25 protein-coding genes are annotated in these 21,086 nt (G+C 67.5%); 5 read left to right on the plus strand and 20 right to left on the minus strand.

What is annotated here, in order from left to right; genetic code table 11:
• Positions 1-107 precede the first annotated feature (107 nt).
• From hflX to miaA, 3 genes are all read right to left on the minus strand, one after another.
• A complete protein-coding gene (gene hflX, locus ACSION_RS14455) occupies positions 108-1,454 on the minus strand; it encodes a ribosome rescue GTPase HflX (protein WP_435306463.1) in 1,347 nt (448 codons plus the stop codon).
• Positions 1,455-1,488: 34 nt separating this feature from the next.
• Entirely contained in the window at positions 1,489-1,767 is a 279-nt protein-coding gene (gene hfq / locus ACSION_RS14460; RefSeq protein WP_056881347.1) for an RNA chaperone Hfq, read from the minus strand.
• A 166-nt stretch (positions 1,768-1,933) separates the two neighbouring features.
• Positions 1,934-2,890 (minus strand): tRNA (adenosine(37)-N6)-dimethylallyltransferase MiaA, encoded by a 957-nt coding sequence (gene miaA / locus ACSION_RS14465; RefSeq protein ID WP_435306464.1) that lies wholly within the window; start codon positions 2,888-2,890, stop codon positions 1,934-1,936.
• A gap of 233 nt (positions 2,891-3,123) precedes the next feature.
• Here miaA and ACSION_RS14470 point away from each other — a divergent pair, with 233 nt between their 5' ends.
• Positions 3,124-5,505, plus strand: coding sequence for a hypothetical protein (locus ACSION_RS14470; RefSeq protein ID WP_435306465.1), 2,382 nt, complete (start codon positions 3,124-3,126; stop codon positions 5,503-5,505).
• A gap of 26 nt (positions 5,506-5,531) precedes the next feature.
• Here the strand turns inward: ACSION_RS14470 and ACSION_RS14475 are convergent, their stop codons facing one another.
• The 5 genes from ACSION_RS14475 to rlmE all read right to left on the minus strand — a co-directional run bounded on the left by ACSION_RS14475 (position 5,532) and on the right by rlmE (position 10,158).
• On the minus strand, positions 5,532-6,326 hold the full coding sequence (locus ACSION_RS14475) for a c-type cytochrome (protein ID WP_435306466.1): 795 nt from the start codon (positions 6,324-6,326) through the stop codon (positions 5,532-5,534).
• Positions 6,327-6,383: 57 nt separating this feature from the next.
• Complete coding sequence (folP, locus tag ACSION_RS14480) at positions 6,384-7,283, minus strand: dihydropteroate synthase (RefSeq protein ID WP_435306467.1); 900 nt, start codon at positions 7,281-7,283, stop codon at positions 6,384-6,386.
• On the minus strand, positions 7,283-7,447 hold the full coding sequence (locus tag ACSION_RS14485) for a hypothetical protein (protein WP_175502040.1): 165 nt from the start codon (positions 7,445-7,447) through the stop codon (positions 7,283-7,285). The genes folP and ACSION_RS14485 overlap by 1 nt, the downstream gene beginning before the upstream one ends.
• 103 nt (positions 7,448-7,550) lie before the next feature.
• Positions 7,551-9,476: an ATP-dependent zinc metalloprotease FtsH gene (gene ftsH, locus ACSION_RS14490; protein ID WP_435306468.1), complete on the minus strand. Its 1,926-nt coding sequence runs from the start codon at positions 9,474-9,476 to the stop codon at positions 7,551-7,553.
• A gap of 49 nt (positions 9,477-9,525) precedes the next feature.
• A complete protein-coding gene (rlmE, locus tag ACSION_RS14495; RefSeq protein ID WP_093487041.1) occupies positions 9,526-10,158 on the minus strand; it encodes a 23S rRNA (uridine(2552)-2'-O)-methyltransferase RlmE in 633 nt (210 codons plus the stop codon).
• Between the two features lie 102 nt (positions 10,159-10,260).
• Between rlmE and yhbY the strand changes: the two genes are divergently transcribed.
• From yhbY to ACSION_RS14510, 3 genes are read left to right on the plus strand one after another with little or no spacing between them, the layout of a single operon-like run.
• A complete protein-coding gene (gene yhbY / locus ACSION_RS14500) occupies positions 10,261-10,566 on the plus strand; it encodes a ribosome assembly RNA-binding protein YhbY (RefSeq protein WP_435306469.1) in 306 nt (101 codons plus the stop codon).
• A gap of 22 nt (positions 10,567-10,588) precedes the next feature.
• On the plus strand, positions 10,589-10,966 hold the full coding sequence (locus ACSION_RS14505) for an Mth938-like domain-containing protein (protein WP_435306470.1): 378 nt from the start codon (positions 10,589-10,591) through the stop codon (positions 10,964-10,966).
• 13 nt (positions 10,967-10,979) lie between these two features.
• Entirely contained in the window at positions 10,980-11,579 is a 600-nt protein-coding gene (locus ACSION_RS14510) for a D-Ala-D-Ala carboxypeptidase family metallohydrolase (RefSeq protein ID WP_435306471.1), read from the plus strand.
• On the opposite strand, the gene ACSION_RS14515 is transcribed toward ACSION_RS14510, so the two are convergent.
• The 5 genes from ACSION_RS14515 to surE are packed head-to-tail and all read right to left on the minus strand — an operon-like array spanning position 11,531 to position 15,332.
• Positions 11,531-12,370 (minus strand): endonuclease/exonuclease/phosphatase family protein, encoded by an 840-nt coding sequence (locus ACSION_RS14515; RefSeq protein ID WP_435306472.1) that lies wholly within the window; start codon positions 12,368-12,370, stop codon positions 11,531-11,533. The two genes, ACSION_RS14510 and ACSION_RS14515, sit on opposite strands and share 49 nt — an antisense overlap.
• Positions 12,371-12,399: 29 nt before the next feature.
• On the minus strand, positions 12,400-13,191 hold the full coding sequence (locus tag ACSION_RS14520; protein WP_435306473.1) for a peptidoglycan DD-metalloendopeptidase family protein: 792 nt from the start codon (positions 13,189-13,191) through the stop codon (positions 12,400-12,402).
• 32 nt (positions 13,192-13,223) lie between these two features.
• The gene (locus ACSION_RS14525; RefSeq protein WP_435306474.1) at positions 13,224-13,874 is read right to left on the minus strand and encodes an exopolysaccharide biosynthesis protein; all 651 of its coding nucleotides are present in this window, start codon (positions 13,872-13,874) and stop codon (positions 13,224-13,226) included.
• Between the two features lie 4 nt (positions 13,875-13,878).
• Positions 13,879-14,556 carry a protein-L-isoaspartate(D-aspartate) O-methyltransferase gene (locus ACSION_RS14530; RefSeq protein ID WP_435306475.1) on the minus strand — a complete coding sequence of 226 codons (678 nt, stop codon included), beginning with the start codon at positions 14,554-14,556 and terminating at the stop codon, positions 13,879-13,881.
• Positions 14,553-15,332: a 5'/3'-nucleotidase SurE gene (surE, locus tag ACSION_RS14535; RefSeq protein ID WP_435306476.1), complete on the minus strand. Its 780-nt coding sequence runs from the start codon at positions 15,330-15,332 to the stop codon at positions 14,553-14,555. The genes ACSION_RS14530 and surE overlap by 4 nt, the downstream gene beginning before the upstream one ends.
• Before the next feature lie 100 nt (positions 15,333-15,432).
• Between surE and ACSION_RS14540 the strand changes: the two genes are divergently transcribed.
• Positions 15,433-15,978: a Smr/MutS family protein gene (locus tag ACSION_RS14540; RefSeq protein WP_435306477.1), complete on the plus strand. Its 546-nt coding sequence runs from the start codon at positions 15,433-15,435 to the stop codon at positions 15,976-15,978.
• Positions 15,979-15,987: 9 nt separating this feature from the next.
• On the opposite strand, the gene ACSION_RS14545 is transcribed toward ACSION_RS14540, so the two are convergent.
• The 7 genes from ACSION_RS14545 to kdsA form a co-directional block, all read right to left on the minus strand.
• Complete coding sequence (locus ACSION_RS14545) at positions 15,988-16,221, minus strand: hypothetical protein (protein WP_435306478.1); 234 nt, start codon at positions 16,219-16,221, stop codon at positions 15,988-15,990.
• A gap of 129 nt (positions 16,222-16,350) precedes the next feature.
• Complete coding sequence (truD, locus tag ACSION_RS14550; RefSeq protein ID WP_435306479.1) at positions 16,351-17,388, minus strand: tRNA pseudouridine(13) synthase TruD; 1,038 nt, start codon at positions 17,386-17,388, stop codon at positions 16,351-16,353.
• A complete protein-coding gene (ispF, locus tag ACSION_RS14555) occupies positions 17,385-17,876 on the minus strand; it encodes a 2-C-methyl-D-erythritol 2,4-cyclodiphosphate synthase (protein WP_435306480.1) in 492 nt (163 codons plus the stop codon). Before ispF ends, truD begins: the two co-directional genes overlap by 4 nt.
• Before the next feature lie 17 nt (positions 17,877-17,893).
• A complete protein-coding gene (ispD, locus tag ACSION_RS14560; protein ID WP_435306481.1) occupies positions 17,894-18,586 on the minus strand; it encodes a 2-C-methyl-D-erythritol 4-phosphate cytidylyltransferase in 693 nt (230 codons plus the stop codon).
• Entirely contained in the window at positions 18,586-18,930 is a 345-nt protein-coding gene (ftsB, locus tag ACSION_RS14565) for a cell division protein FtsB (RefSeq protein ID WP_435306482.1), read from the minus strand. Before ftsB ends, ispD begins: the two co-directional genes overlap by 1 nt.
• A 3-nt stretch (positions 18,931-18,933) precedes the next feature.
• Positions 18,934-20,217, minus strand: coding sequence for a phosphopyruvate hydratase (gene eno, locus ACSION_RS14570; RefSeq protein ID WP_435306483.1), 1,284 nt, complete (start codon positions 20,215-20,217; stop codon positions 18,934-18,936).
• A 17-nt stretch (positions 20,218-20,234) separates the two neighbouring features.
• Positions 20,235-21,068: a 3-deoxy-8-phosphooctulonate synthase gene (gene kdsA / locus ACSION_RS14575; RefSeq protein ID WP_056881325.1), complete on the minus strand. Its 834-nt coding sequence runs from the start codon at positions 21,066-21,068 to the stop codon at positions 20,235-20,237.
• Positions 21,069-21,086: the final 18 nt, after the last annotated feature.

Consider the following 21,086-nt stretch of genomic DNA (forward strand, 5'->3'; position numbering starts at 1 on the left):
TCGTGGGAGCGACGTAAGTCGCGAAGGGCCTTACCGATCAGGCTTGGTTCCCATGCACGCCCCGTTCGCGACTTACGTCGCTCCCACAACGACCGAGCCCTTCCACCCTACTGCCAGTCTTCCGCTTCCACCGGCGGCAGCAGCGCTTCCAGCGGATGGCCGCCGGCCTGCGAGGCCAGGCGCTGCGCGTCGGCCAGGGCGAGGTCGACGGTGACGCGCCAGCCGTGTTCGTCGAAATCCTCCGACAGCACGGCGCCGAGCGCGTGCAGGCGCGAACGCAGGCGGGCCGAGTGCGCGGGCAGGTGCAGTTCGCCGCGCACGCGCTGGAAGCCCAGCCGCTGCGCCAGCGCGCCCTTGAGCAGGTCGATGCCCTCCCCGTCGCGCGCCGAAATCCACACGCGCTCGCGCGCGCGGCCGATGCCGACGGCGTCGCCGCCTTCTTCGCCGGCGTCCGGATCGGGCTGGTCGTGGCGCGGCTCGGCGCCTTCGATCCGGTCGATCTTGTTGAACACCAGCATCTGCGGCAGGTCGCCGGCGCCGATCTCCTGCAGCACTTCATCAACCTGGGCGATGCGTTCCTCGCGGTGCGGATCGGCGGCGTCGACGATGTGCAGCAGCAGGTCGGCTTCGCGCGCCTCGCTCAGGGTGGAACGGAACGCGGCCACCAGTTCGTGCGGCAGGTCGCGCACGAAGCCGACGGTGTCGGCGAGCACCACGGCGCCACCGGGCAGATCGATGCGGCGCACGGTGGGGTCCAGCGTGGCGAACAACTGGTCGGCCGCGTAGGCCTCCGCGCCGGTCAGCACGTTGAACAGGGTGGACTTGCCGGCGTTGGTATAGCCCACCAGGGCGACGCGCGGCAGTTCGCTGCGCACGCGGGCGCGACGCATCTGGGTGCGCTGCACTTCCACCTTCTCGAGCCGCTTCTGCAACTGCTCCACGCGCTTCTGCAGCAGGCGGCGGTCGGTTTCCAGCTGGGTTTCGCCGGGGCCGCGCAGGCCGATGGAACCGCCGCGCTGGCGCTCCAGGTGGGTCCAGCCGCGGATCAGCCGGGTGGCCATGTGGCGCAGCTGCGCCAGTTCCACCTGCAGCTTGCCTTCGTGGCTGCGTGCGCGCTGGGCGAAGATGTCCAGGATCAGCCCGGTGCGGTCGAGCACGCGGCGCTGCAGGAGTTTTTCCAGGTTGCGTTCCTGGCCCGGCGACAGCGGGAAGTTGACCAGGACCAGGTCGGCGCCGGTCGCATCGGCGGCCGCCTTCACTTCGTCCAGCTTGCCGCTGCCGATCAGGGTGGACGGATTGGGGCGGTCGATGCGCGCGGTGATCAGCGCGGCGATGCTGGCGCCCGCCGAGCGCGCCAGGTCGCTGAACTCCTCGGTGATGCCGTCGTCCAGACGGCCGCTGGCATACGGCTGGATCAGCAGCGCATGCTCGCCCTTGCGGGATCTTTCAAACAATGGGGTCGTGCCTCTTCAAACGAGGCACGCATTATCACGCGGTTTCGTCGTCGCCGCCTTCCGCGCCGTCTTCACCCTGCTGCACGTAGCCGCCACCGGGGCCCACGCGCACGTTGCGCGCCGGCACGACCGTGGAGATGGCGTGCTTGTAGACCATCTGGCTGACCGTGTTGCGCAGCAGGACCACGAACTGGTCGAAGGATTCGATGGTGCCCTGCAGCTTGATGCCGTTGACCAGGTAGACCGACACCGGCACGCGCTCGCGCCGTAGTGCATTCAGGAAAGGATCCTGCAGGGATTGCCCCTTGGACATGACGTACTCCCGCCTTGCGTTCTTATAGTAGGTATGGGTGCTGACCCCGGTGCGGCAAACAGCTCCCCTGCCGACCCGGAGCCCCGATGTTACACAACATCGGCCCCGGCAGGCGCCGCCAAGGCAGGCAGCCGGTCCCAGTTCCACCACGCTGGCCCCCGCGGACTCATTCCCGCGGCAGGAACAGGTCCACTGCCTGCGCCAGGCGCGCGCGGTCGGTGGCGGGGTCGAACCAGCGGGCATCCAGCTCGCCGCGCAGCCAGGTGAGCTGCCGCTTGGCCAGCTGGCGGGTCGCGGCGATGGCGCGTTCGCGGAAGTCCTGGGCATCGCCCTGCCCGTCCAGGAATTCCCAGGCCTGCCGGTACCCCACGGCACGCACGGCCGGCAGGTCCAGCGGCGTCGCCACGGCCTGCATGCCGGGCAGCGCGCGCAGCCGGCGCACTTCCTCCAGGAAGTCCTGCGCCAGCATCAGGTCGAAGCGCTGCGCGATCCGCGCATGCAGCACGGCGCGATCGGCCGGCGCCAGCACCAGCTTGAGCACGCGGAAAGGCGGACGCTCGCGCCGTGCTTCGCGCTGCCACTGGCTGATGGGTTTGCCGGTCAGCCGGAAGACTTCCAGCGCACGCTGGATACGCTGCGGATCGGTGGCGTGGATGCGCGCGCCCGCGTCGGGATCGATGCGCGCGAGTTCAGCATGCAACGCCGGCCAGCCGACCTGCTGCGCTTCAGCGCCGATCCGTTCACGCAACGCCGCGTCGGCAGGCGGCATCGCCGCCAGTCCTTCGAGCAGCGCCTGGAAATACAGGCCCGTGCCACCGGCCAGCACCGGCAGGCGGCCGCGCGCGGCGATGTCGTCCATCGCCTTGCGTGCATCGGCGGCGAAGTCGGCGGCCGAATACGTCTGCCACGGATCGCGCACATCGAGCAGGTGGTGCGGCACGCGCGCCTGCTCGGCTGCGGTGGGCTTGGCCGCGCCGACGTCCAGGCCGCGATAGACCAGCGCGGAATCGACACTGACGATCTCGCCGTTGAAACGTTCGGCCACGTCCAGCGCGAACGCCGTCTTGCCCGAGGCGGTCGGACCCATGATGGCGATGGCGAGGGGGCGGACACCGGACGGCATGCAGGCGGAACGTCGTGCGCGAGGGCGCCCAGCTTAACGCGCGATCCCACGATCAAACGCGTTCTGCGATGCCGGTCATGCTTGGCGATGCGGGGCCATCAGGCAGGCGTGGTGCTCAGGTACAGTCGGCCCGCGTCCACAGGGGGATGCCGAGGGACGCCGATGCGCGCGAAGCAGATCGTCGCGACGTCGCACACCGTGGACGTTGATATTTCCCAGCGCGAGCCGACCGGATGCCCGTACCTCACCTGTTTTCGCCGCGACCACTGCTGTCCTTGTTCGCCGTGGCTGCGCTGCTCTCCGCGTGCCGTGCGGACAACGTCGCTGATGTCGAGGCGACCGCCGCGCACGCAGCGGCGACCGCATGGCCGACCGCGGCGCCATCGCCCGAACGGGTGGCGGCGGCGGCCGTTCCGACGACCGCGGTGCCGACACCGATCCTGTTCGTCACCCAGGTACCGACGCAGGGCGATCCCTTCGCCAGCCGGATGTCGACCTTCGCCAATCATCTGCCCAGCATGGCGGCGCTGCCGCGGGGCGGCGACCTGATGATCCGCTATCCCGACGGCACGCTGCGCAACCTGACGAAGGAAGCGGGCTTCGGCATGGAAGGCCAACAGGGCGCCACCGCGATCGCGGTGCGCGAACCGGCCGTGCACTGGAGCGGCACCAAGGCTATCTTCAGCATGGTGGTCGGCGGACCGCCGCAGCGTTACGTACATCCCACGGCGAAGTGGCAGCTGTTCGAAATCACCGGCCTGGGCCAGGGCCAGGCGGCCGTCATCACGAAAGTCGCGAACCAGCCGGCGGACTACAACAACGTCTCGCCGCTCTACGACAGCCAGGACCGCATCCTGTTCACCTCCGACCGCCCGCGCGGTGGCGAGGCGCACCTGTATCCGCAGCTCGACGAATACGAGAGCACGCCCACCATCACCGGCATCTGGCAGCTGGACCCGTCCAACGGCCAGCTGCGCCTGCTCAACCATGCGCCGAGCGGTGCGTTCTCGCCCAGCATCGACAGTTACGGCCGGCTGGTCTTCATCCGTTGGGACCACCTGCAACGCGACCAGCAGGCCGACGCCGGCACCTACGGCGCCTACGACCTGGCCAGTGAAGCGTCGGGCGCCGCGAGCATCGGCCTGCAACCGGAAACCTTCCCCGAATCGCGCAGCGGCATGGGCAGCGCGTACGGCAACGTCAACGGCTTCACCTACAACCTGTTCACGCCGTGGCAGATGAACCAGGACGGCACCGAGGAACTGACGCTCAACCATATCGGCCGGCAGGAACTGTCGTTCGGTTATCTGCCCAAATCCTTCTCCACCGACAGCGCCCTGTCGGACTATTCCAACACCGCGCTGATCGCCAACAAGAAATACATCCGCATGGATGGTGGCCTGTTCCAGCTGCGCGAAGACCCGACCGTCGCGGGTAGCTACTACGCCATCTACACCCGCGAATTCGCCACCGGCGGCACCAACCAGATCGTGCGCATCACGGGCGCGCCGCATCTCAATGCGGAACAGATGGAGATCGTCGACGCCTCACCGCCCATCGACGGCAGCGGCAACCTCGCCGGTGGCCGCTTCCGCAGTCCGCTGCCGATGAGCAGCGGCCACATGGTCGCCAGCTATACCAGCAGCCCGGCGTTCCAGGCCGGGGTTCCGCTGCGCTTGCACCAGTTGCAGACCGATGCCAGCGGCCTGCTGGTCGCGGGGCCGGCATTGACACCGGGCATCAGCAAAAACCTGACGTGGTGGGATCCGGACAGCCAGCGCAGCTACAACGGCGTGCTGTGGGAGATCGACCCGGTGGAAGTCGTCGCGCGCGTGCGTCCGCCGGTGACCGCCACGCCGATCACATCGCCGGAGCAATCGGTGTTCGCCAGCGAGCAGGTCAACGAAGCCGCGTTCCGCGCCTGGCTGAAAGCGAACCAGCTCGCCCTGATCGTCACCCGCAACCAGACCGCACGCGATCGCGACGACAAGCAGCAGCCCTACAACCTGCGCGTCCCCGGCGGCGTGCAGACGCTGGGCGGCAGTGGACGGATCTACGAGATTTCGCACTACCAGATCCTGCAGGCCAACATGATCCGCGCTTACAACACTGGCTCGATCTACCAGCGGGGCCGCCGCCCGATCGCGCAGCCGATGGCGGTCGCAGCGAACCCCTCCAACGCGGGCGGTCCGGCCGGCAGCGTGCGTATCGCCGCCGACGGCTCGACGGCGGCCTTCGTACCCGCGAGCCGCGCACTGACGTGGCAGAGCACCGATCCTGCCGGCGTGCCTGTCGTGCGCGAACGTCTCTGGGTGACGCTGCAGCCCGGCGAGATCCGTACCTGTACCGGTTGCCATGGTGAGAACGTGCGCAATCAAGCGGGCGCAGCGCCCTCCACCACGCCCCCCGAAGCCCTGCGGCTGCTGTTGCGCCATTGGAAGCAGCAGAACGGCGGAGACCCGATCCGGGTCAATGGCTCGCAACCGCTGATCCCGACGCCCCCTGCGGCCATCACCGCACCGACGGCAGGCGCACGCGTAGCGCCCGCGACCGAGGGCGCAGTGCTGACAGCGCGATGGCGGGAGAGCGTGCGGCCGCATCGCGCGGACCGCTGACCCCCACGGCGAGACGCCAGCGACGCTCAGCGCGAATCGAGGAACAGCTTCAACGCAGCGATTTCCTCATCGGTCATGACCGGATACCGATAGGCCGCCACGCCGCTCATCATCCCGGTCTTCGACTTGCCGCCGGCGGCGATCTCGCCGGTGCGCATCAGCCGGGTGAACTGTTCGAACGTATAGGCCTTGGCGACCACCAGCGACGGCGCGGGATCGCCTTCCCACCCGTTGAGGTCCCAGGCGTGGCATTCGCTGCAGGACGTGTAGGCCAGGTGCCGGCCAAGCGCGAGCGCCTGCGTCGGCGGTGCGGCCGGCGGTTCATGGCCCGGGTCGGGCACCATGTCGACCAGCCAGGGATGCGTGCCGTCGTTGGTCGTCTTGATGAGCGATTCGGACCACTGCCCGGCAGGCAGGGTGGGGTTGTCCACGGCGGGCAGGCCGCGCAACCACGCGGTGATGTCGCGAACCTCGCGATCGCTGAGGTGCTGGAACATCTTGATCGGCATGCCCCACGGCACATGGCCATCGTGCGTGCGGCCTTCGCGCAACAGGGCGGCGAGCGCGGCATCGTCGTAGAGCGTGCGGCGCTGGGTGAGGTTGGGCGCGACGATGCGGCCGAGTTCCGGGTTTTCCTGGAATACCTCACCGGCACCGTGGGGCCCGTGGCAGCCGTTGCAGCCGACGCGCGTGGCGACGCGCAGGCCTTCCACGGGATCGCCCGCTGGCGGCACGGGTGCCGACACCGCGGGCGGTGACGGCGGCGCGCGGTTGCATGCGACCAACGACAGGCACAGCAGGACCAGCGATGCGATGCGCATGGACGACTCCCCTCCCCGACGCTGATGCCAACGCGGTAGCCGTCCTGCGCCGGCCAGTCAATCGTCGTCGGGCCAGCGGATCGTCGGCGTGGCCGCGGTCTTGCGGGGCGCGGGCACGGCAGCGACGGCGTTCCAGATTTTCAGTGCATCGACCGTGGCGCCGACATCGTGCACGCGCACGATCAGGGCGCCACGTTGCGCAGCGATCAGATGCGCCGCCACGGAACCGGCGGCACGATCCGCTGGCACGTCGCGGCCGGTCAGCTCGCCGATGCTGCGCTTGCGCGACAACCCTGCCAGCACCGGCACGCCGAGCTCGACGAAGCGCTCGAACTGCGCGAGCAACTGCAGGTTGTGCGCGGTGTCCTTACCGAAGCCGAAGCCCGGATCGATGACGATGTGCTTCTTCGGGATGCCTGCCATCTCGGCGGCGAAAATGCGTTCGGCCAGGAAGCGATGCACGTCGCCGACCACGTCGTCGTACTGCGGCGCGGCCTGCATCGAGCGTGGTTCGCCCTGCATGTGCATCAGCACCACCGGCACGCCGAGCGCGGCGGCGGCATCGAGCGCACCCTCGCGTCGCAAGCCGTAGACATCGTTGATCAGCCCGGCGCCCGCCTGCACGGCGGCACGCATGACCTCGGGCTTGGAGGTGTCGATGCTGATCGGCACGGACACCTGCGCGGCCAGCCGCGCGATCACCGGCACCACGCGGCGCAGTTCTTCTTCGGCCTCCACCTCGGCGGCGCCCGGGCGCGTGGACTCGCCGCCGATGTCGAGGACGTCGGCCCCCTCCTCCACCAGCTTCAACGCATGCGCGACGGCGGCGTCGGTCGTGTCGTGCGCGCCACCGTCGGAGAACGAATCCGGGGTGACGTTGACGATGCCCATGACCTGCGGACGATCGAGCCTCAGGATGCGGCCGGCGCAATCGAGTTGGGGGACGGTGTCGAACATCATTCGGAATCCTTGGGCGTACGCGAGGAAGAGGCCGAGAGCGCGGCGCCGATCGCCACGCCCAGGGCGAGCCAGAGCGCCAGGTTGTCGGTGGCGGCGCCGACCGCAGCGCCGATCGCGATGCCCAGGCCCAGACCCCAGCCGTTGCGCTTCTTGTCCTGCATGGTGAGCCTCCCGCATGGCGGCTGCGTCGTGCAGCGCATTATCCACGCAAAACAAAAGACGGCCGAAGCCGTCTTTTGTGACCCTCGCCTTCCGTGCGGACCGTCAGGTCTGCGCGGCAGGTCCGCCGAGCGGCGGCAGCGGGCGCGATTCCGGCTTGTCGTCCTTGTCCGCCTTGTTCCAGCCCAGCGGCGGCGGCACTTCGCGGCCTTCCATGATGGCGTCGATCTGCGGGGCGTCGATGGTTTCGTACTGCATCAGCGCGTCCGCCATCGTGTGCAGCTTGTCGATGTTGTCGGTGAGGATCTTGGTCGTGCGCGCATACGCCTTGTCCAGAATGTTGCGGACGACCTCGTCGATCTTGCGCGCGGTGTCGTCGGACACGTTCTTGTGCTGGGACACCGAGCGTCCGAGGAAGACTTCCTCTTCCTCTTCGGCATAGGTGATCGGCCCGAGTTCTTCGGACAGGCCCCACTTGGTCACCATGTTGCGTGCCATCTTGGTGGCGCGCTCGATGTCGTTGGACGCACCGGTGGTGACCTTGTCGGCGCCGAAGATCAATTCTTCGGCGACACGCCCGCCATACAGCGTGCACAGGCGGCTCTCGATGCCGGTGCGGTTGATGCTGTACTTGTCGCCTTCCGGCAGGTACACGGTCACGCCCAGCGCGCGGTCGCGCGGGATGATGGTCACCTTGTAGACCGGGTCATGCTCGGGGACCAATCGGCCGACGATGGCGTGGCCGGACTCGTGGTAAGCCGTATTGCGCTTCTCTTCCTCGCTCATGGCCATCGAGCGACGCTCGGTGCCCATGATGATCTTGTCGCGAGCGCGATCCAGGTGGTCCATACGGACCTCCTTGGCGTTCTCGCGCGCGGCGAACAGCGCAGCCTCGTTGCAGAGGTTGGCGAGGTCGGCGCCACTGAAACCGGGCGTACCACGCGCGATGACCATCGGCTCGACGTCGTCGGCCAGCGGCAACTTGCGCATGTGAACGCGCAGGATCTGCTCACGACCCCTCACGTCCGGCAGGCCCACGGTCACCTGGCGATCGAAACGGCCCGGACGCAGCAGCGCCGGGTCGAGCACGTCGGGGCGGTTGGTCGCGGCGATCACGATGACGCCTTCACCACCCTCGAACCCGTCCATCTCGACCAGCAACTGGTTCAGGGTCTGCTCGCGCTCGTCATGGCCGCCACCCAGGCCGGCGCCGCGATGGCGGCCGACGGCGTCGATTTCGTCGATGAAGATGATGCACGGCGCATGCTTCTTGGCCTGCTCGAACATGTCGCGCACGCGGCTGGCGCCGACGCCGACGAACATCTCGACGAAGTCCGAACCGGAGATGCTGAAGAACGGGACCTTGGCTTCGCCCGCAATGGCCTTGGCCAGCAGCGTCTTGCCGGTGCCGGGCTGGCCGACCATCAGCACGCCGCGCGGGATCTTGCCGCCCAGCTTCTGGAACTTGCCCGGGTCGCGCAGGAACTCGACCAGTTCGCCCACTTCTTCCTTGGCCTCGTCGCAGCCGGCGACGTCGGCGAAGGTGACCTTCACCTGGTCCTCGCCCTGCAGCTTGGCGCGCGACTTGCCGAAGGACATCGCGCCCTTCGCGCCGCCGCCACCGCCCTGCATCTGGCGCATGATGAAGATCCAGAACCCGATGATCAGCAGCACCGGCAGGAAATTGAACAGGATCGCGACCAGCGAGATGCCGCTCTCGGGCTGCTCGCGGTCGATGGTGACGTTCTTGTCCAGCAGCGTATCGACGAGCTTGTCGTCCTGCGGGCCATAGACGGTACCGGTGGTGCTGTCCTTGCGCTTGAAGGCGATGGCGTTCGTCGCGAGGTTGCTCTCGTTGGTGAACTTCACCGACGACACGCGACCGGATTCGACTTCCTGCAGGAATTCGGAATAGGTGATCGGGCCGCCCGGCGTATTGGCGCCGCCCTTGGGCGAGAAGCTCTGGAAGACGACCATCAGCACGACGGCGACGACTACCCAAAGCAGGAGGTTCTTGGTCAGGTCGTTCATCCTCATCGGCTCCGCTGTTCCTCTTTCCTGTTGCGCACGTTACGTCACCTTACTTGATCTGGGCCCGCTTGCCCTGTCCCAGGGCGTACACCTCGGGAGAGCGCTTGCGGGAGGCATCCGGCTTTCGGATCGCCACCTTGTCATAGCGGCGGCGAAGCTCGCGGATGTAGTCGTCGGAACCGGCGCCCTGGAACAGCTTGATCAGGAACGCCCCGCCCGTCTTCAAATGGGCGTCGGCGAACTCCATCGCCAGTTCGGCCAGGTGCATCATCCGCGGCTGGTCGACCGCATCCACACCACTCTTATTGGGGGCCATATCCGACAGCACAAGGTCCACCGACGCGCCGTCCAGCATGGCTTCCAGTTGGGATAGAACGCTGTCCTCCCTGAAATCCCCATGAAGGAAGTCCACGCCCGCCAGGGGGGGCATGTCCAGGATGTCCATGGCCACTACGCGGCCGCTGTCGCCCATCGCCTGGCGGACGAACTGCGACCACCCTCCGGGGGCGGCCCCCAGGTCGACCACCACCATGCCCGGCTTGAGCAAGCGGTCGCGCTCCAGGAGTTCCTCCAGCTTGTAGGCCGCACGCGAGCGCAGGCCCTCGGCCTGGGCTTTCTTCACGTAGGGGTCGGAGAAGTGTTCCTTCAGCCAGCGCTGGCTGCTCTTGCTGCGGGTAGCCATGGGCGGCGAGGTCTCCGGGCACGCTGCGACGGGAGCCGCCGGAGCCGTTCTGGGGGGCCGCCATGATACCCTGATCCCCCTTTTCGACCCGTACCGTGCCGCATGCCTGTAGCCCTGACCGCCGCCCAGACCCGTTTCCTGCGCGGCCAGGCCCATGACCTCAAGGCCCTGCTGCAGATCGGCAACAAGGGCGTCACCCCCGCCTTCATCGCGGAGCTGGATGGCGTGCTGGAGCAGCACGAGTTGGTCAAGGTGAAGGTGGCAGGCGAGGACCGCGAGGCCCGCGACGCCATGATCAGCGACTTGGCCGACAAGACCGACGCGGCCCTGGTACAGCGGATCGGCCACACCGCCGTGCTGTACCGCCCGAGCAAGGAACGCCGGCACATCGTGCTGCCGCGCGGTTGATTCACCGGCGCAGGCCCCCGCCATGCAGCTGAGCCACGAACTGCCCGACTATGCCTTCACCCTGCGGTCCGCCGACGGGCAACACGCCCGGGTGAACGACCGCACGCTGACGGCCAGCTTCATCCTGTCGCCTCAGCAACTGACCGAACACTGGTCCGTCAGCGACAGCAGCGCGCTCATGCCTGAAGACCTGGCACCCCTGATCGCGCTCCAACCCGAAGTGATCCTGCTCGGCACCGGCGACCGCCAGGTCTTCCCGCCCGCGGCCGTGATGGCGGCCTGTCTGCGTCAGGGCGTCGGGCTGGAAGTGATGACCAATGCCGCCGCCGCGCGCACCTTCAACGTGCTGGCCGGCGAGTCGCGGCGCGTGGTCGCCGGCTTCCTGTTGGCGCCCCGCTGATCCTGCCGCGACGATGCGTCGCGTCCTCCTGCTTCTCCTGATCTGCCTGCCGATCCCGGCGTGCATCGCCCCGGGACCCGACGAGGCCGCGCGCTACGCGACGTGGAAGACCACTTCACATGCTGCGGGTTTGTCGGCCTATGAGCGCGTGTTGAGCGAAGGCCGCGTGGCAGATGTGGTGCCGATGCAGGCGTTGCTGCGTTCGAGCCGCCGCTGGCGCGCCTGCGACGCGCAAGAATTCCTGCTGCCGCCACCGGACCGCGCCGCGGCGATCATCCCCACGCTGCGCGTGGTGCAGCGGCTTCAGGCGTCGGGTTGGCTGGAGGGCCAGGGCATCCGTTCGGGCTACCGGTCGGCGGCGCTGAATGCGTGCTCCGGCGGCAGTTCGCGCAGCCGGCACCTGCACAACACGGCACTGGACTTCGATCTGGCCAGCGATGCGCATGTCGCAGATCTGTGCCGTTTCTGGCGCGAGCAAGGCCCCGCCTTGGCGATGGGCCTGGGCTTCTACACGCCGACGAAGATCCACATCGATACATCCGGCCACCGCACGTGGGGCAAGGACTATCGGCGCGGGACGTCGCTCTGCATCACCCGGACCCAGACGCCGTAGTGGTCTGAGGGCCACGCGCCAGTGTCGTCGGCCTGATCGAGGATGATCCGCGCATCCACGACGCGGAATGCATCGCGCTCGACGAAGACATGGTCGATGCGTTCGGGCGGATGCCCCAGGTGGGTGTTCAGCGTGGTGTGTGCAGGCGTGTTGGTGTCCTGGTCCGCATGGGTGCCTGCATACGCTTCGGCGAATTTCGGATTCAACACGGTCAGTTCCGGCGTGTCGGAACGCGTGTTGAAATCACCGCCAAGCACGGAAGGCGCGTCGCCCGCAGTGGCCTCGATCAGTTCCAGTACGCCCGCCATCTGCTTCGCGCGGATCGCGCCGCCTTCTCGCGTGTGGTGCAGATGGGTCACATAGAGATTCAATGGCCGTCCCTGCATCGTGGCGCGAACCCAGCCTGCATTGCGGTAGTCGTCCAGCGGGTCCAGCTTCACTTCACGGGACGCTTCGATGACGCCCCTGACCAGGATCGCGTTGCCATAGCGCCGGGCCTGCGAAGGCGCATCGACGGAGAAGAACCGGTAGTCGTAGCCCAGTCGCGACGCCAGGACCTGCGCCTGGTTGGGCAGCGCGATGTCCTGCAGCACTTCCTGCAACACGATCACATCGGGTGCGAGTGCGCGCAGTTCGGCCACGATCAGGTCCTGCCGATGCGGCCAGTCCTGCTTGTCGTGCCAGAGATTCAACGTGACCACGTCGAGGGGCCCGACCGCCTCGTTCGCGACGCGTGCCGTCGACGCGCACCCCGCCAGCACGAGCGCCATCGCCAGCAGCAGCGACGCCATGAAGCGCACGCTCCGCGCCGAACCAGGCATCAGCGCGCCGGCAGGTACTGCAGCGGATCGACCGGCTTGCCGTTGTGGCGGATCTCGAAGTGCAGCATCTCGCGCGACGCGCCGCTGCTGCCCATTTCGGCGATCTGCTGGCCGGCCTTCACGCTCTGCCCTTCGTTGACCAACCGCTTGCGATTGTGGCCGTAGGCGGACAACCACTGCTCGTTGTGCTTGACGATGATGAGCTCGCCATAGCCGACCAGACCGGCACCGGAATACACCACCACGCCATCGGCGGCGGCACGCACCGCCTGGCCGTTGCTGCCCGCGATATCGACGCCCTGCTTGGTGGCATCGCCGTTGACGAACCGGCCGATGAGGTGGCCGTCGGCTGGCCAGCGCCAGGCGAACCCGCTGTTCGCAGGTGCCGGTGTCGCGGCCGGGCGCGTGATCGGTGCCGGCGGCGGCGTGGGTCGCGTCGTCGTGCCGGTCGCCGGTCGTGTCGGCGTGGTGGTGGTCGCCACAGGGCGGCTACCGGAAGCCGGATAGAGCTTGAGCGACTGGCCGGGGTAGATCGTGTACGGCGGCGCGATGCCGTTCCACGCCGCCAGGTCCTTCACGTCCACGCCGTTGCGGAACGCGATGCCATACAGCGTGTCGCCGCGCTGCACGCGCACGGTGGCGCCCGGCTTGGCCTGCGAAGGTTTGCGGGTGGACGACGAGGAGGTGGGTTCGCGCACCACCGTGGTGGAGCACGCCGCGAGCGTCGCGATGGCGAGGCCGATCAGGAGGGCGCGCATCATGTGGGTGCCGGAGTGGTGCGTCGTGGTCATGCGTTCTCGTCGTTTCCTCACGGGGCCCGGCGTCAGCCGGTCAGGCGCTGGAACAGTTCGCGTGCCGCCACACCGCCACCGCCGATCAGCACGCTGAAGTAGATGATCGTCCCGATGTTCGCCAGGTGCCCCAGCAGGATCGCACCGCCATCGCGCTGGATGAAGCCGATGGCGTACAACAGCAGGGCCAAGGCTGGCAGGGTATTGCTGAACGGGACGAATCCAAAAGGCGCCATCAACAGCAGGGCCGCAAGGATGAAGGCCAGGTTGTTGAAGACCCCCTGCCCCGGCCCATCGACGAAGAAGCGCAGCCGATGCGGGCGGCTGATCTTCTCCATGCGGCGCACCCACACCAACCCGGCAGTCAGGCCCGGGCGCAAACGATCCGCGGGCAGCGCCTTGTGCTTTACCCGCGTCGGCAACCACAGCGGTCGATTGAACAGGCGACTGATGCCGACCAGCAGGATGGCGGCGCCGAACACCGTGCTCACGCCGGGGATCGACACCGGGATCAGGAACACCAGCGTCAACAGGATCGTCAGCAACAGCAGGCCTTCATCGCTGAAGACGTCCAACAGCTCGCCCAGACTCAGGGTGTCCGGTGGCAGGCGCTCGATGATGTCCGCGAGTTGCTGGCCCAGCGACGCGGCCGGATCGACGGTGCCGGTAGGTGTGTCGGTCATGCGATCAGTCCAACGTGCCCGACAGCAGCGGGACGAACACGACCGGTGCCAGCGTGGTCTCTTCGATGCTGCCATCCTCGCGCTTCACCAGCCGTACCAGCGACTGCGAACCACTCCCGCCGACCGGCGCGACCAGTTGCCCGCCCACCGCGAGTTGCTCGATCAGCACCGGCACCAGCGCCGGTGCGGCAGCGGTCACGATGATGCCGTCGTACGGGCCGTGTTCGGCCCAGCCGATGCGTCCATCGTCGTGCTTGCTGCGCACGTTCATGCCCAGCTGGCGAAGGCGCTTGCGTGCCTGACGCAGCAGGTCGCCGATGCGCTCGACGGTATAGACCTCAAGCCCCAGGATCGCCAGCACGGCCGCCTGGTAGCCGGAGCCCGTGCCGATCTCGAGCACCTTCTTGGGTGCGTTCTGGAGCAACACTTCGGTCATGCGCGCCACCACCCATGGCTGCGAGATCGTCTGGCTGTGACCGATCGGCAACGCGGTGTCTTCGTACGCGCGCGTCGCCAGCGCCTCATCCACGAACAGGTGGCGGGGCAGCGTGCGGACCGCGTTGAGTACGCGTTCGTCGGTGATCCCGGATTCGCGCAGTCGCTCGACCAGGCGGTCGCGCACGCGCTGCGAGGTCATGCCCATGCCCACCGCTTCGGGTTGCAGGCGCAACCGCGGCGTCATTCAGACGTCTCCAGGGCGGCCGTCAGACCGCCCACCCAACCGGCGACTTTCTCCAGCGCCTGGTAGCGGGTCAGGTCGACGTGGATCGGCGTGATCGAGATATGCCCCGTGCGGACGGCGTGGAAATCCGTGCCCGGACCGGCGTCCTGCTCACGCCCGGCGGGTCCGATCCAGTAGACGGTGTGGCCGCGCGGGTCCGGTTGCGGCACGCACGGCTCGGAACGGTGGCGATTGCCCAGGCGGGTAACCTCGAAGCCGCGCACGTCGGCCCATGCCAGGTCCGGCACGTTGACGTTGAGGATGGTGTCGGCAGGCAACGGATCGGCCTTCAATCGCGCCACGATTTCCACGGCGGCGCGCGCGGCGGTCTCGTAGTGCTTCGCGTCGTGGTTCTTTGTCGCCAGCGACATGGCCACTGCCGGCAGCCCAAGGAACCGTCCTTCCATCGCGGCCGACACGGTGCCGGAATAGATGACGTCATCGCCCAGGTTCGCGGTGTTGTTGATGCCCGACACCACGATGTCCGGCTCGAACTCCAACATCCCGGTCAGCGCCAGGTGGACGCAATCGGTCGGCGTGCCGGCGATGCTGCACGTGTAGTGATCGATGCGCTTGAGGCGGATCGGAAGATCGAGCGTCAGCGAGTTGCTGGCGCCGGAGCGATCGCGGTCGGGTGCGACCACGTACACTTCGTGGCCCGCGCTGCGCAGGCCCTCTGCCAGGATTCGGATGCCGGGGGCGTCGACGCCGTCGTCGTTGCTGACCAGTACGCGCATGGGTTTCCTCGGGAACGACCCCATGATACCGGAACAGCGCCTATGCTTCCCGCTTGCACACCAACTGGTCGCGATCGGGCGATGCCGCTACGCTGGCGGCATGGTCAAGCCCTCGCCCCCGGACGACGATGACGCAGCGCTGTTCCGAGACGCGATCGGCGAGGTGCGTCGCCTGGAAGACGCCCCGCCGCCTCCCCGCAAGGCGCCGCCCAAACCCCGTGCGCGCATGGCCGAGCGTGATGAGTTGGATGCGCGCAGCGAGTTCCAGCGCGGGCTGGAGGCATTGGAGTTGCATGCGGCCGGCGATGTCCTCAGCCATCGGCGCGAGATGGTGCCGCCGCGGGTGTTCCAGCGCCTGAAACGTGGCCAGTTCTCCGCCCAGGACGAACTGGATCTGCATGGCGCGACGGCGCTACAGGCCGAAGGACTGCTGAGGCGGTTCCTGGCGGAGGCCCATCTGCATGATCACGGCTGCGTGCGCATCATTCATGGCAAAGGCGCGCGATCCGACGGGGGCGCGCCCGTGATCAAGAATGTGGTCGACAGGATCCTGCGCCAGCGCGCGGACGTTCTGGCGTTCCACTCCGCGCCGCCGGCTCAGGGAGGTACGGGCGCCGTACTCGTGCTGCTCGCCCGCCACCCCTGACGCTCGGCATCAATCTACGGCCGCGATGGTCTCCGGCGCCTTCTTCTTCGGCAGGTGGACCCACATGACACGGGTGCCGCGCAGCTTGGCGACGGTGTTGACGTAGCCCACGTAGACTTCATCGACGTCGGTCTGGCGCTGCATCAGCGTCTTGTCGGCGTTGCGTGCGGTCTGGGTACTCGCGCAACCGGACAGCAGCACAACGAGGAACGCAGCACAGGAAAGACAGTTGAGGCGACTCATGGCGACCTCCTGGGAACGGGAAGGATCTGCGACCCACGCGACGGCGACGCATCGTCACTGCCGTCGCCTCCGCTTATACGCCCGCCATGCCGTGCTGCCAGTGCTGCCACACGCTTTCCGACGAACGGCTCAGGCCAGCCCGGGACCCTCGGCCACCTGGCCCAGCTCATGCAACACGGCCGTGGCGTAGCTGCCAGGCGGCAGCGCGAACTCGACTCGCAGCGTGGATACATCTTGCCAATGCCACGCCAAACCCTCGGGCTTCAGGCGCAGCGCGCGCCGCTCCTGGCGGAGTCCCTCCTGCTCAAGTCCGGCCCGCAGCGCGTGCGCGTCCTCGCCTTGCAACGCCGCGTCCTCGCATGCCCGCGCCGTCGCCTGCGCACGCGATTCGCCCGTGCCCCACAACGGGCCCGTGGGGTGGATGTCGAAGTCGGCGAGGCGCTGTGCCAGCAGTTCGCTCCAAGGCTCCGGTCCGAACACGCTGCGGCTGCCCGCCAGCATCCATACCTCGCCTTCGAGGCCGAGATTCCAGCTCCCATCGGCCAGCCGGGCGGCGAGCACGCGATTGAACAGTTCCGAGCGCGCTGCGGACAGGAGGATCGATCGCTGGTCGCGCCGCACCCGTCGGCCGGCGAACATCGCCAATGCAGCGGCCACGTTGCCGCCATCGCGTCCGAATCGCTGTTCGCCGAACCAGTTGGGCAGGCCATGTGACGCGATTTCACCGAGCCGCGCGTCGATCGCATCACGCTCGCCTTCGACGTCGCGCAGCACCAGCACGAAACGGTTGCCGGCCAGCGCACCGCGCGGCAGCTTCCGAGAATGCCATGTCGCGTCGATGACCTTGAGATCGTCTGCCGCCAGATCCGCCAACTCAGGCGCGACCTTGCGTGGAAGGTGCACACTGAAACGCTGGCGCGTGACGGCATGGCGGTCCTTCAGCCCGGCATATCCCACGCCCATCTCGGCGATACCCGCCCAGGCGGCGATGCGCTTGGCGGCGAAGGCGGTATTCATGCCGCGCTTCTCGACCGTCAGCAGCAGATGTTCGCCTTCACCCGAGGGCTCGAAGCCCGGGAGTTCCTCGACAAAGAAGTCCTCGGGCGTGCTGCGGAATCGCGCCTCCAGCACGGGCGCGCCAAATGCGCGCGGCAGGCCTTCGCTCACGCTTTCACCAACAAGACGACGGCTTGCGCCGCGATGCCTTCGCCGCGGCCGGTGAAGCCGAGTTTCTCGGTCGTAGTGGCCTTGATGCTGACGGCATCCAGGTCGACGCCCAGGTCCTCTGCCACGCAGGCCCGCATCGCATCCGCGTGCGGACCGACTTTGGGGCGCTCGCAGATCACGGTGACGTCGGCATTGCCGACACGCCAGCCGCGTTCGCGCAGCAAGGCGTCGCAATGGCGCACGAAGGCGCGGCTGTCGGCGCCCTTCCAGCGATTGTCGGAGGGCGGGAAGTGCTTGCCGATGTCGCCCAGCGCTAGCGCGCCCAGCATGGCGTCGCACAGCGCGTGCAACACAACATCGCCGTCGCTGTGCGCCACTACGCCGCGATCATGGGGCACGCGTACGCCGCCCAGGACGACGTGGTCGCCGTCGCCGAAGGCGTGCACGTCGAAGCCCTGGCCGATGCGGATGTTCAAGGTGTCTGGCATGGCGGTACCGTCGTGGATCAGGTGCGGCGAGCGAGTTCGAATTCGAACCGCTCCAGGTCCGCGCGCGTGGTGATCTTGAAATTGCTTTCCGCGCCTTCTACCAGCAACGGGCGCTGGCCCTGCCGCTCCATCGCCATGGCCTCGTCGGTCACTTCGATGCCATCGGCCGTTGCCGCTTCGAGCGCGCGGGTAAGTTGTAGCCGGCGGAACAGCTGCGGGGTGAAGGCGCGCCATAGTCGTTCGCGCGGCTCGGTGCCGTCGATGCCGCCGTCGTCGCCTGCCCGCTTGAGGGTGTCGCGTACGGGCGCCGCGAGGATCGCGCCGACGGGATCGTTCCGTCCGCGTTCCAGCAGTTGCGCCAGGTCTTCGCGTCCCAAGTTCGGGCGCGCGGCGTCGTGCACCAGGACGAAATCATCCGCGCGTACGCTGGCCGGCAACGCCTGCAACCCTGCGAGGACCGAGGCTGCGCGTGTCGCGCCACCAGTACACGCAATCAGCGGCCTGCCTTCGAATTCCGTCCAGCCCGGCCAGTCCGGGTCATTCTCCGACAGCGGCAGCACGACGCCCTCGACGGTGTCGTGGGCGAACAGGGCCTGGAGCGTCCAGGCAAGCAGCGGACGATCGCGCACCATCAGGTACTGCTTGGGCAATTCGCTCCCGAAGCGGGTACCGCGACCGGCGGCCGGCACCACCGCCCAGACACCCGCCATCAGGGCGCGGCCTCTTCGTCCGCGTCGGGTGCCGCGGCGTCGCCGGTCGTGGGCACGGTGGGCACCGGCTCGACCACGCGATAGAACTTCTCGCCCGGCTTGATCATGCCCAGCTCACTGCGTGCGCGTTCCTCGACCGCCGACTCGCCTGACTTCAGGTCCTCGACCTCGGCGGCGAGGGCATCGTTGCGCTCCTGCAGGCCCGCATTTTCCCGCTTCTGCACCTCGACCTGCTGTTCCAGCGCGACGACCTGGCCCGAACTGCCGACGCCAAACCAGAACTTGTACTGCAGCCATCCCAGCAGCAGTACCAGCACCAGCAGGAGCCAAGGCGCCTTGCGCATGGATTACTTCTTCAGCGAGACGAAAGCGTTGCGGCCGGCGTAGCGCGCCTTGCTGCCCAGCGCCTCTTCGATGCGCAGCAGCTGGTTGTACTTGGCCACGCGATCGCTGCGGCACAGGGAGCCGGTCTTGATCTGGGTCGCCGTGGTGGCCACCGCGATGTCGGCGATGGTGGTGTCCTCGGTTTCGCCCGAACGATGCGACACGACCGCCGCGTAATTGGCGTGGTGCGCCATTGCGATCGCTTCCAGCGTCTCGCTCAGCGTGCCGATCTGGTTGACCTTGATCAGGATGGCGTTGGCGGTGCCCGACTCGATGCCTTCCTTGAAGATCTTCGGGTTGGTGACGAACAGATCGTCGCCTACCAGCTGCACCTTCTTGCCGATCCGATCGGTCAGCAGCTTCCAGCCCGCCCAGTCATCCTCGGCCAAGCCGTCCTCGATGGTGATGATGGGGTACTGCGCGGCCCAGTCGGCCAGGAAGTCGACGAACTGCTCGCTGGTCAGGCGCTTGTTCTCGCCGACCAGGTGATACTTGCCGTTGTCGAAGAACTCGCTGGACGCCACGTCCAAGCCCAGCAGCACGTCTTCGCCGGCGGTGTAGCCGGCCTTGCCGATCGCTTCGAGGATCGTGTCCAGCGCTTCGACGTTGCTGCGGAAGTCCGGGGCGAAGCCACCTTCATCGCCCACCGCCGTGCTCAGGCCATGGCCCTTCAGCACCGACTTCAGCGAGTGGAAGATCTCGGTGCCGGCGCGCAGCGATTCGGCGAACGAGTCGAAACCGACCGGCAACACCATGAACTCCTGGAAGTCCACGTTGTTGTCGGCGTGCGCGCCGCCATTGATGATGTTCATCATCGGCACCGGCAGGGTCACGTCGCCGGTGGCGAGGTACTGCCACAACGGCTGCTTCTTCGAAGCGGCCACGGCATGCGCATTGGCCAGCGAAACGCCGAGCAGCGCATTGGCGCCCAGACGCCCCTTGTTCTCTGTACCGTCCAGATCGATCAGGCGGCGATCCAGGCCTTCCTGATCGGCAGCGTCGAAACTCTTCAGCGCGGTCGCGATCGTCGTGTTGACGTTCTCCACCGCCTTGCGCACGCCCTTGCCCAGGTACCGGGTCTTGTCGCCATCGCGCAGTTCCACGGCTTCCTTGGTGCCGGTCGAGGCGCCGGACGGCACCATGGCACGGCCGAAGGAACCATCCTCCAGCGTGACCTCGGCTTCGAGGGTCGGATTGCCACGGGAATCGAGGATTTCGCGGGCGTGGATCTTGGCGATCTGGGTCATCGTGTCGTGTGCTCAGCTCAGAGAGTGGATTCGAGGAAGCCGTTCTTCTTGGTAATACCGTCCAGCGCCAGCAACGTTTCCAGCAGCGCTTCCATCTTGTCCAGCGGCCACGCGTTCGGGCCATCGGACAGGGCCTTGGCGGGATCCGGATGCGTTTCGGCAAACAAGCCGGCCACGCCGACTGCAACGGCCGCACGCGCCAGCACCGGCACGAATTCGCGCTGGCCGCCCGAACTGCTGCCCTGCCCGCCCGGCAACTGCACCGAATGCGTCGCATCGAACACCACCGGACAGCCGGTATCGCGCATGACACTGAGCGAACGCATGTCGCTGACCAGGTTGTTGTAGCCGAAGGACGCGCCACGCTCGCAGACCATGATGTCCTGGTTGCCGGTGGACTTGGCCTTGTCGACCACGGGCTTCATGTCCCACGGCGACAGGAACTGGCCCTTCTTGATGTTGACCGGCTTGCCCGCCGAGCAGACCTTCCTGATGAAGTCGGTCTGGCGCACGAGGAAAGCCGGTGTCTGCAGCACGTCGACGACGGCCGCGACTTCGTCCATCGGGGTGTATTCGTGCACGTCGGTGAGCACCGGCACGCCGACCTGCTTCTTCACCGCGTCCAGCACCTTCAGGCCTTCTTCCATGCCGGGGCCGCGGAAGCTGGTACCGGAGGTGCGATTGGCCTTGTCGAAGCTGGACTTGAAGATGAAGTTCATCCCCAGCTTGCCGGTGATTTCCTTCAGGCGGCCGGCGACATCGATCTGCAACTGCATCGACTCGATCACGCACGGGCCGGCGATCAGGAACAGGGGCTGGTCCAGGCCAACGTCAAATCCACAGAGCTTCATTCACCACTCCTTCGTTGC

Origin of the sequence: Pseudoxanthomonas sp. LjRoot125, from assembly GCF_964252705.1 — a bacterium.
Classification (GTDB): domain Bacteria; phylum Pseudomonadota; class Gammaproteobacteria; order Xanthomonadales; family Xanthomonadaceae; genus Pseudoxanthomonas_A.

Excerpts from the sequence above, each read along its gene's own strand:
- hfq (WP_056881347.1), bottom strand. The coding sequence starts at position 1,767 with ATGTCCAAGGGGCAATCCCTGCAGGATCCTTTCCTGAATGCACTACGG.
- ftsB (WP_435306482.1), bottom strand. The coding sequence starts at position 18,930 with ATGCGCAAGGCGCCTTGGCTCCTGCTGGTGCTGGTACTGCTGCTGGGA.
- ACSION_RS14475 (WP_435306466.1), bottom strand. The coding sequence starts at position 6,326 with ATGCGCATCGCATCGCTGGTCCTGCTGTGCCTGTCGTTGGTCGCATGC.
- rlmE (WP_093487041.1), bottom strand. The coding sequence starts at position 10,158 with ATGGCTACCCGCAGCAAGAGCAGCCAGCGCTGGCTGAAGGAACACTTC.
- ACSION_RS14530 (WP_435306475.1), bottom strand. The coding sequence starts at position 14,556 with ATGACGCCGCGGTTGCGCCTGCAACCCGAAGCGGTGGGCATGGGCATG.
- ispF (WP_435306480.1), bottom strand. The coding sequence starts at position 17,876 with ATGCCAGACACCTTGAACATCCGCATCGGCCAGGGCTTCGACGTGCAC.
- ACSION_RS14540 (WP_435306477.1), top strand. The coding sequence starts at position 15,433 with ATGGTCAAGCCCTCGCCCCCGGACGACGATGACGCAGCGCTGTTCCGA.
- surE (WP_435306476.1), bottom strand. The coding sequence starts at position 15,332 with ATGCGCGTACTGGTCAGCAACGACGACGGCGTCGACGCCCCCGGCATC.
- yhbY (WP_435306469.1), top strand. The coding sequence starts at position 10,261 with ATGCCTGTAGCCCTGACCGCCGCCCAGACCCGTTTCCTGCGCGGCCAG.
- ACSION_RS14515 (WP_435306472.1), bottom strand. The coding sequence starts at position 12,370 with ATGGCGTCGCTGCTGCTGGCGATGGCGCTCGTGCTGGCGGGGTGCGCG.
- ACSION_RS14510 (WP_435306471.1), top strand. The coding sequence starts at position 10,980 with ATGCGTCGCGTCCTCCTGCTTCTCCTGATCTGCCTGCCGATCCCGGCG.
- ACSION_RS14470 (WP_435306465.1), top strand. The coding sequence starts at position 3,124 with ATGCCCGTACCTCACCTGTTTTCGCCGCGACCACTGCTGTCCTTGTTC.
- ACSION_RS14520 (WP_435306473.1), bottom strand. The coding sequence starts at position 13,191 with ATGACCACGACGCACCACTCCGGCACCCACATGATGCGCGCCCTCCTG.
- folP (WP_435306467.1), bottom strand. The coding sequence starts at position 7,283 with ATGTTCGACACCGTCCCCCAACTCGATTGCGCCGGCCGCATCCTGAGG.
- ACSION_RS14505 (WP_435306470.1), top strand. The coding sequence starts at position 10,589 with ATGCAGCTGAGCCACGAACTGCCCGACTATGCCTTCACCCTGCGGTCC.
- ACSION_RS14525 (WP_435306474.1), bottom strand. The coding sequence starts at position 13,874 with ATGACCGACACACCTACCGGCACCGTCGATCCGGCCGCGTCGCTGGGC.
- ACSION_RS14545 (WP_435306478.1), bottom strand. The coding sequence starts at position 16,221 with ATGAGTCGCCTCAACTGTCTTTCCTGTGCTGCGTTCCTCGTTGTGCTG.
- kdsA (WP_056881325.1), bottom strand. The coding sequence starts at position 21,068 with ATGAAGCTCTGTGGATTTGACGTTGGCCTGGACCAGCCCCTGTTCCTG.
- eno (WP_435306483.1), bottom strand. The coding sequence starts at position 20,217 with ATGACCCAGATCGCCAAGATCCACGCCCGCGAAATCCTCGATTCCCGT.
- ftsH (WP_435306468.1), bottom strand. The coding sequence starts at position 9,476 with ATGAACGACCTGACCAAGAACCTCCTGCTTTGGGTAGTCGTCGCCGTC.
- ispD (WP_435306481.1), bottom strand. The coding sequence starts at position 18,586 with ATGGCGGGTGTCTGGGCGGTGGTGCCGGCCGCCGGTCGCGGTACCCGC.
- miaA (WP_435306464.1), bottom strand. The coding sequence starts at position 2,890 with ATGCCGTCCGGTGTCCGCCCCCTCGCCATCGCCATCATGGGTCCGACC.
- ACSION_RS14485 (WP_175502040.1), bottom strand. The coding sequence starts at position 7,447 with ATGCAGGACAAGAAGCGCAACGGCTGGGGTCTGGGCCTGGGCATCGCG.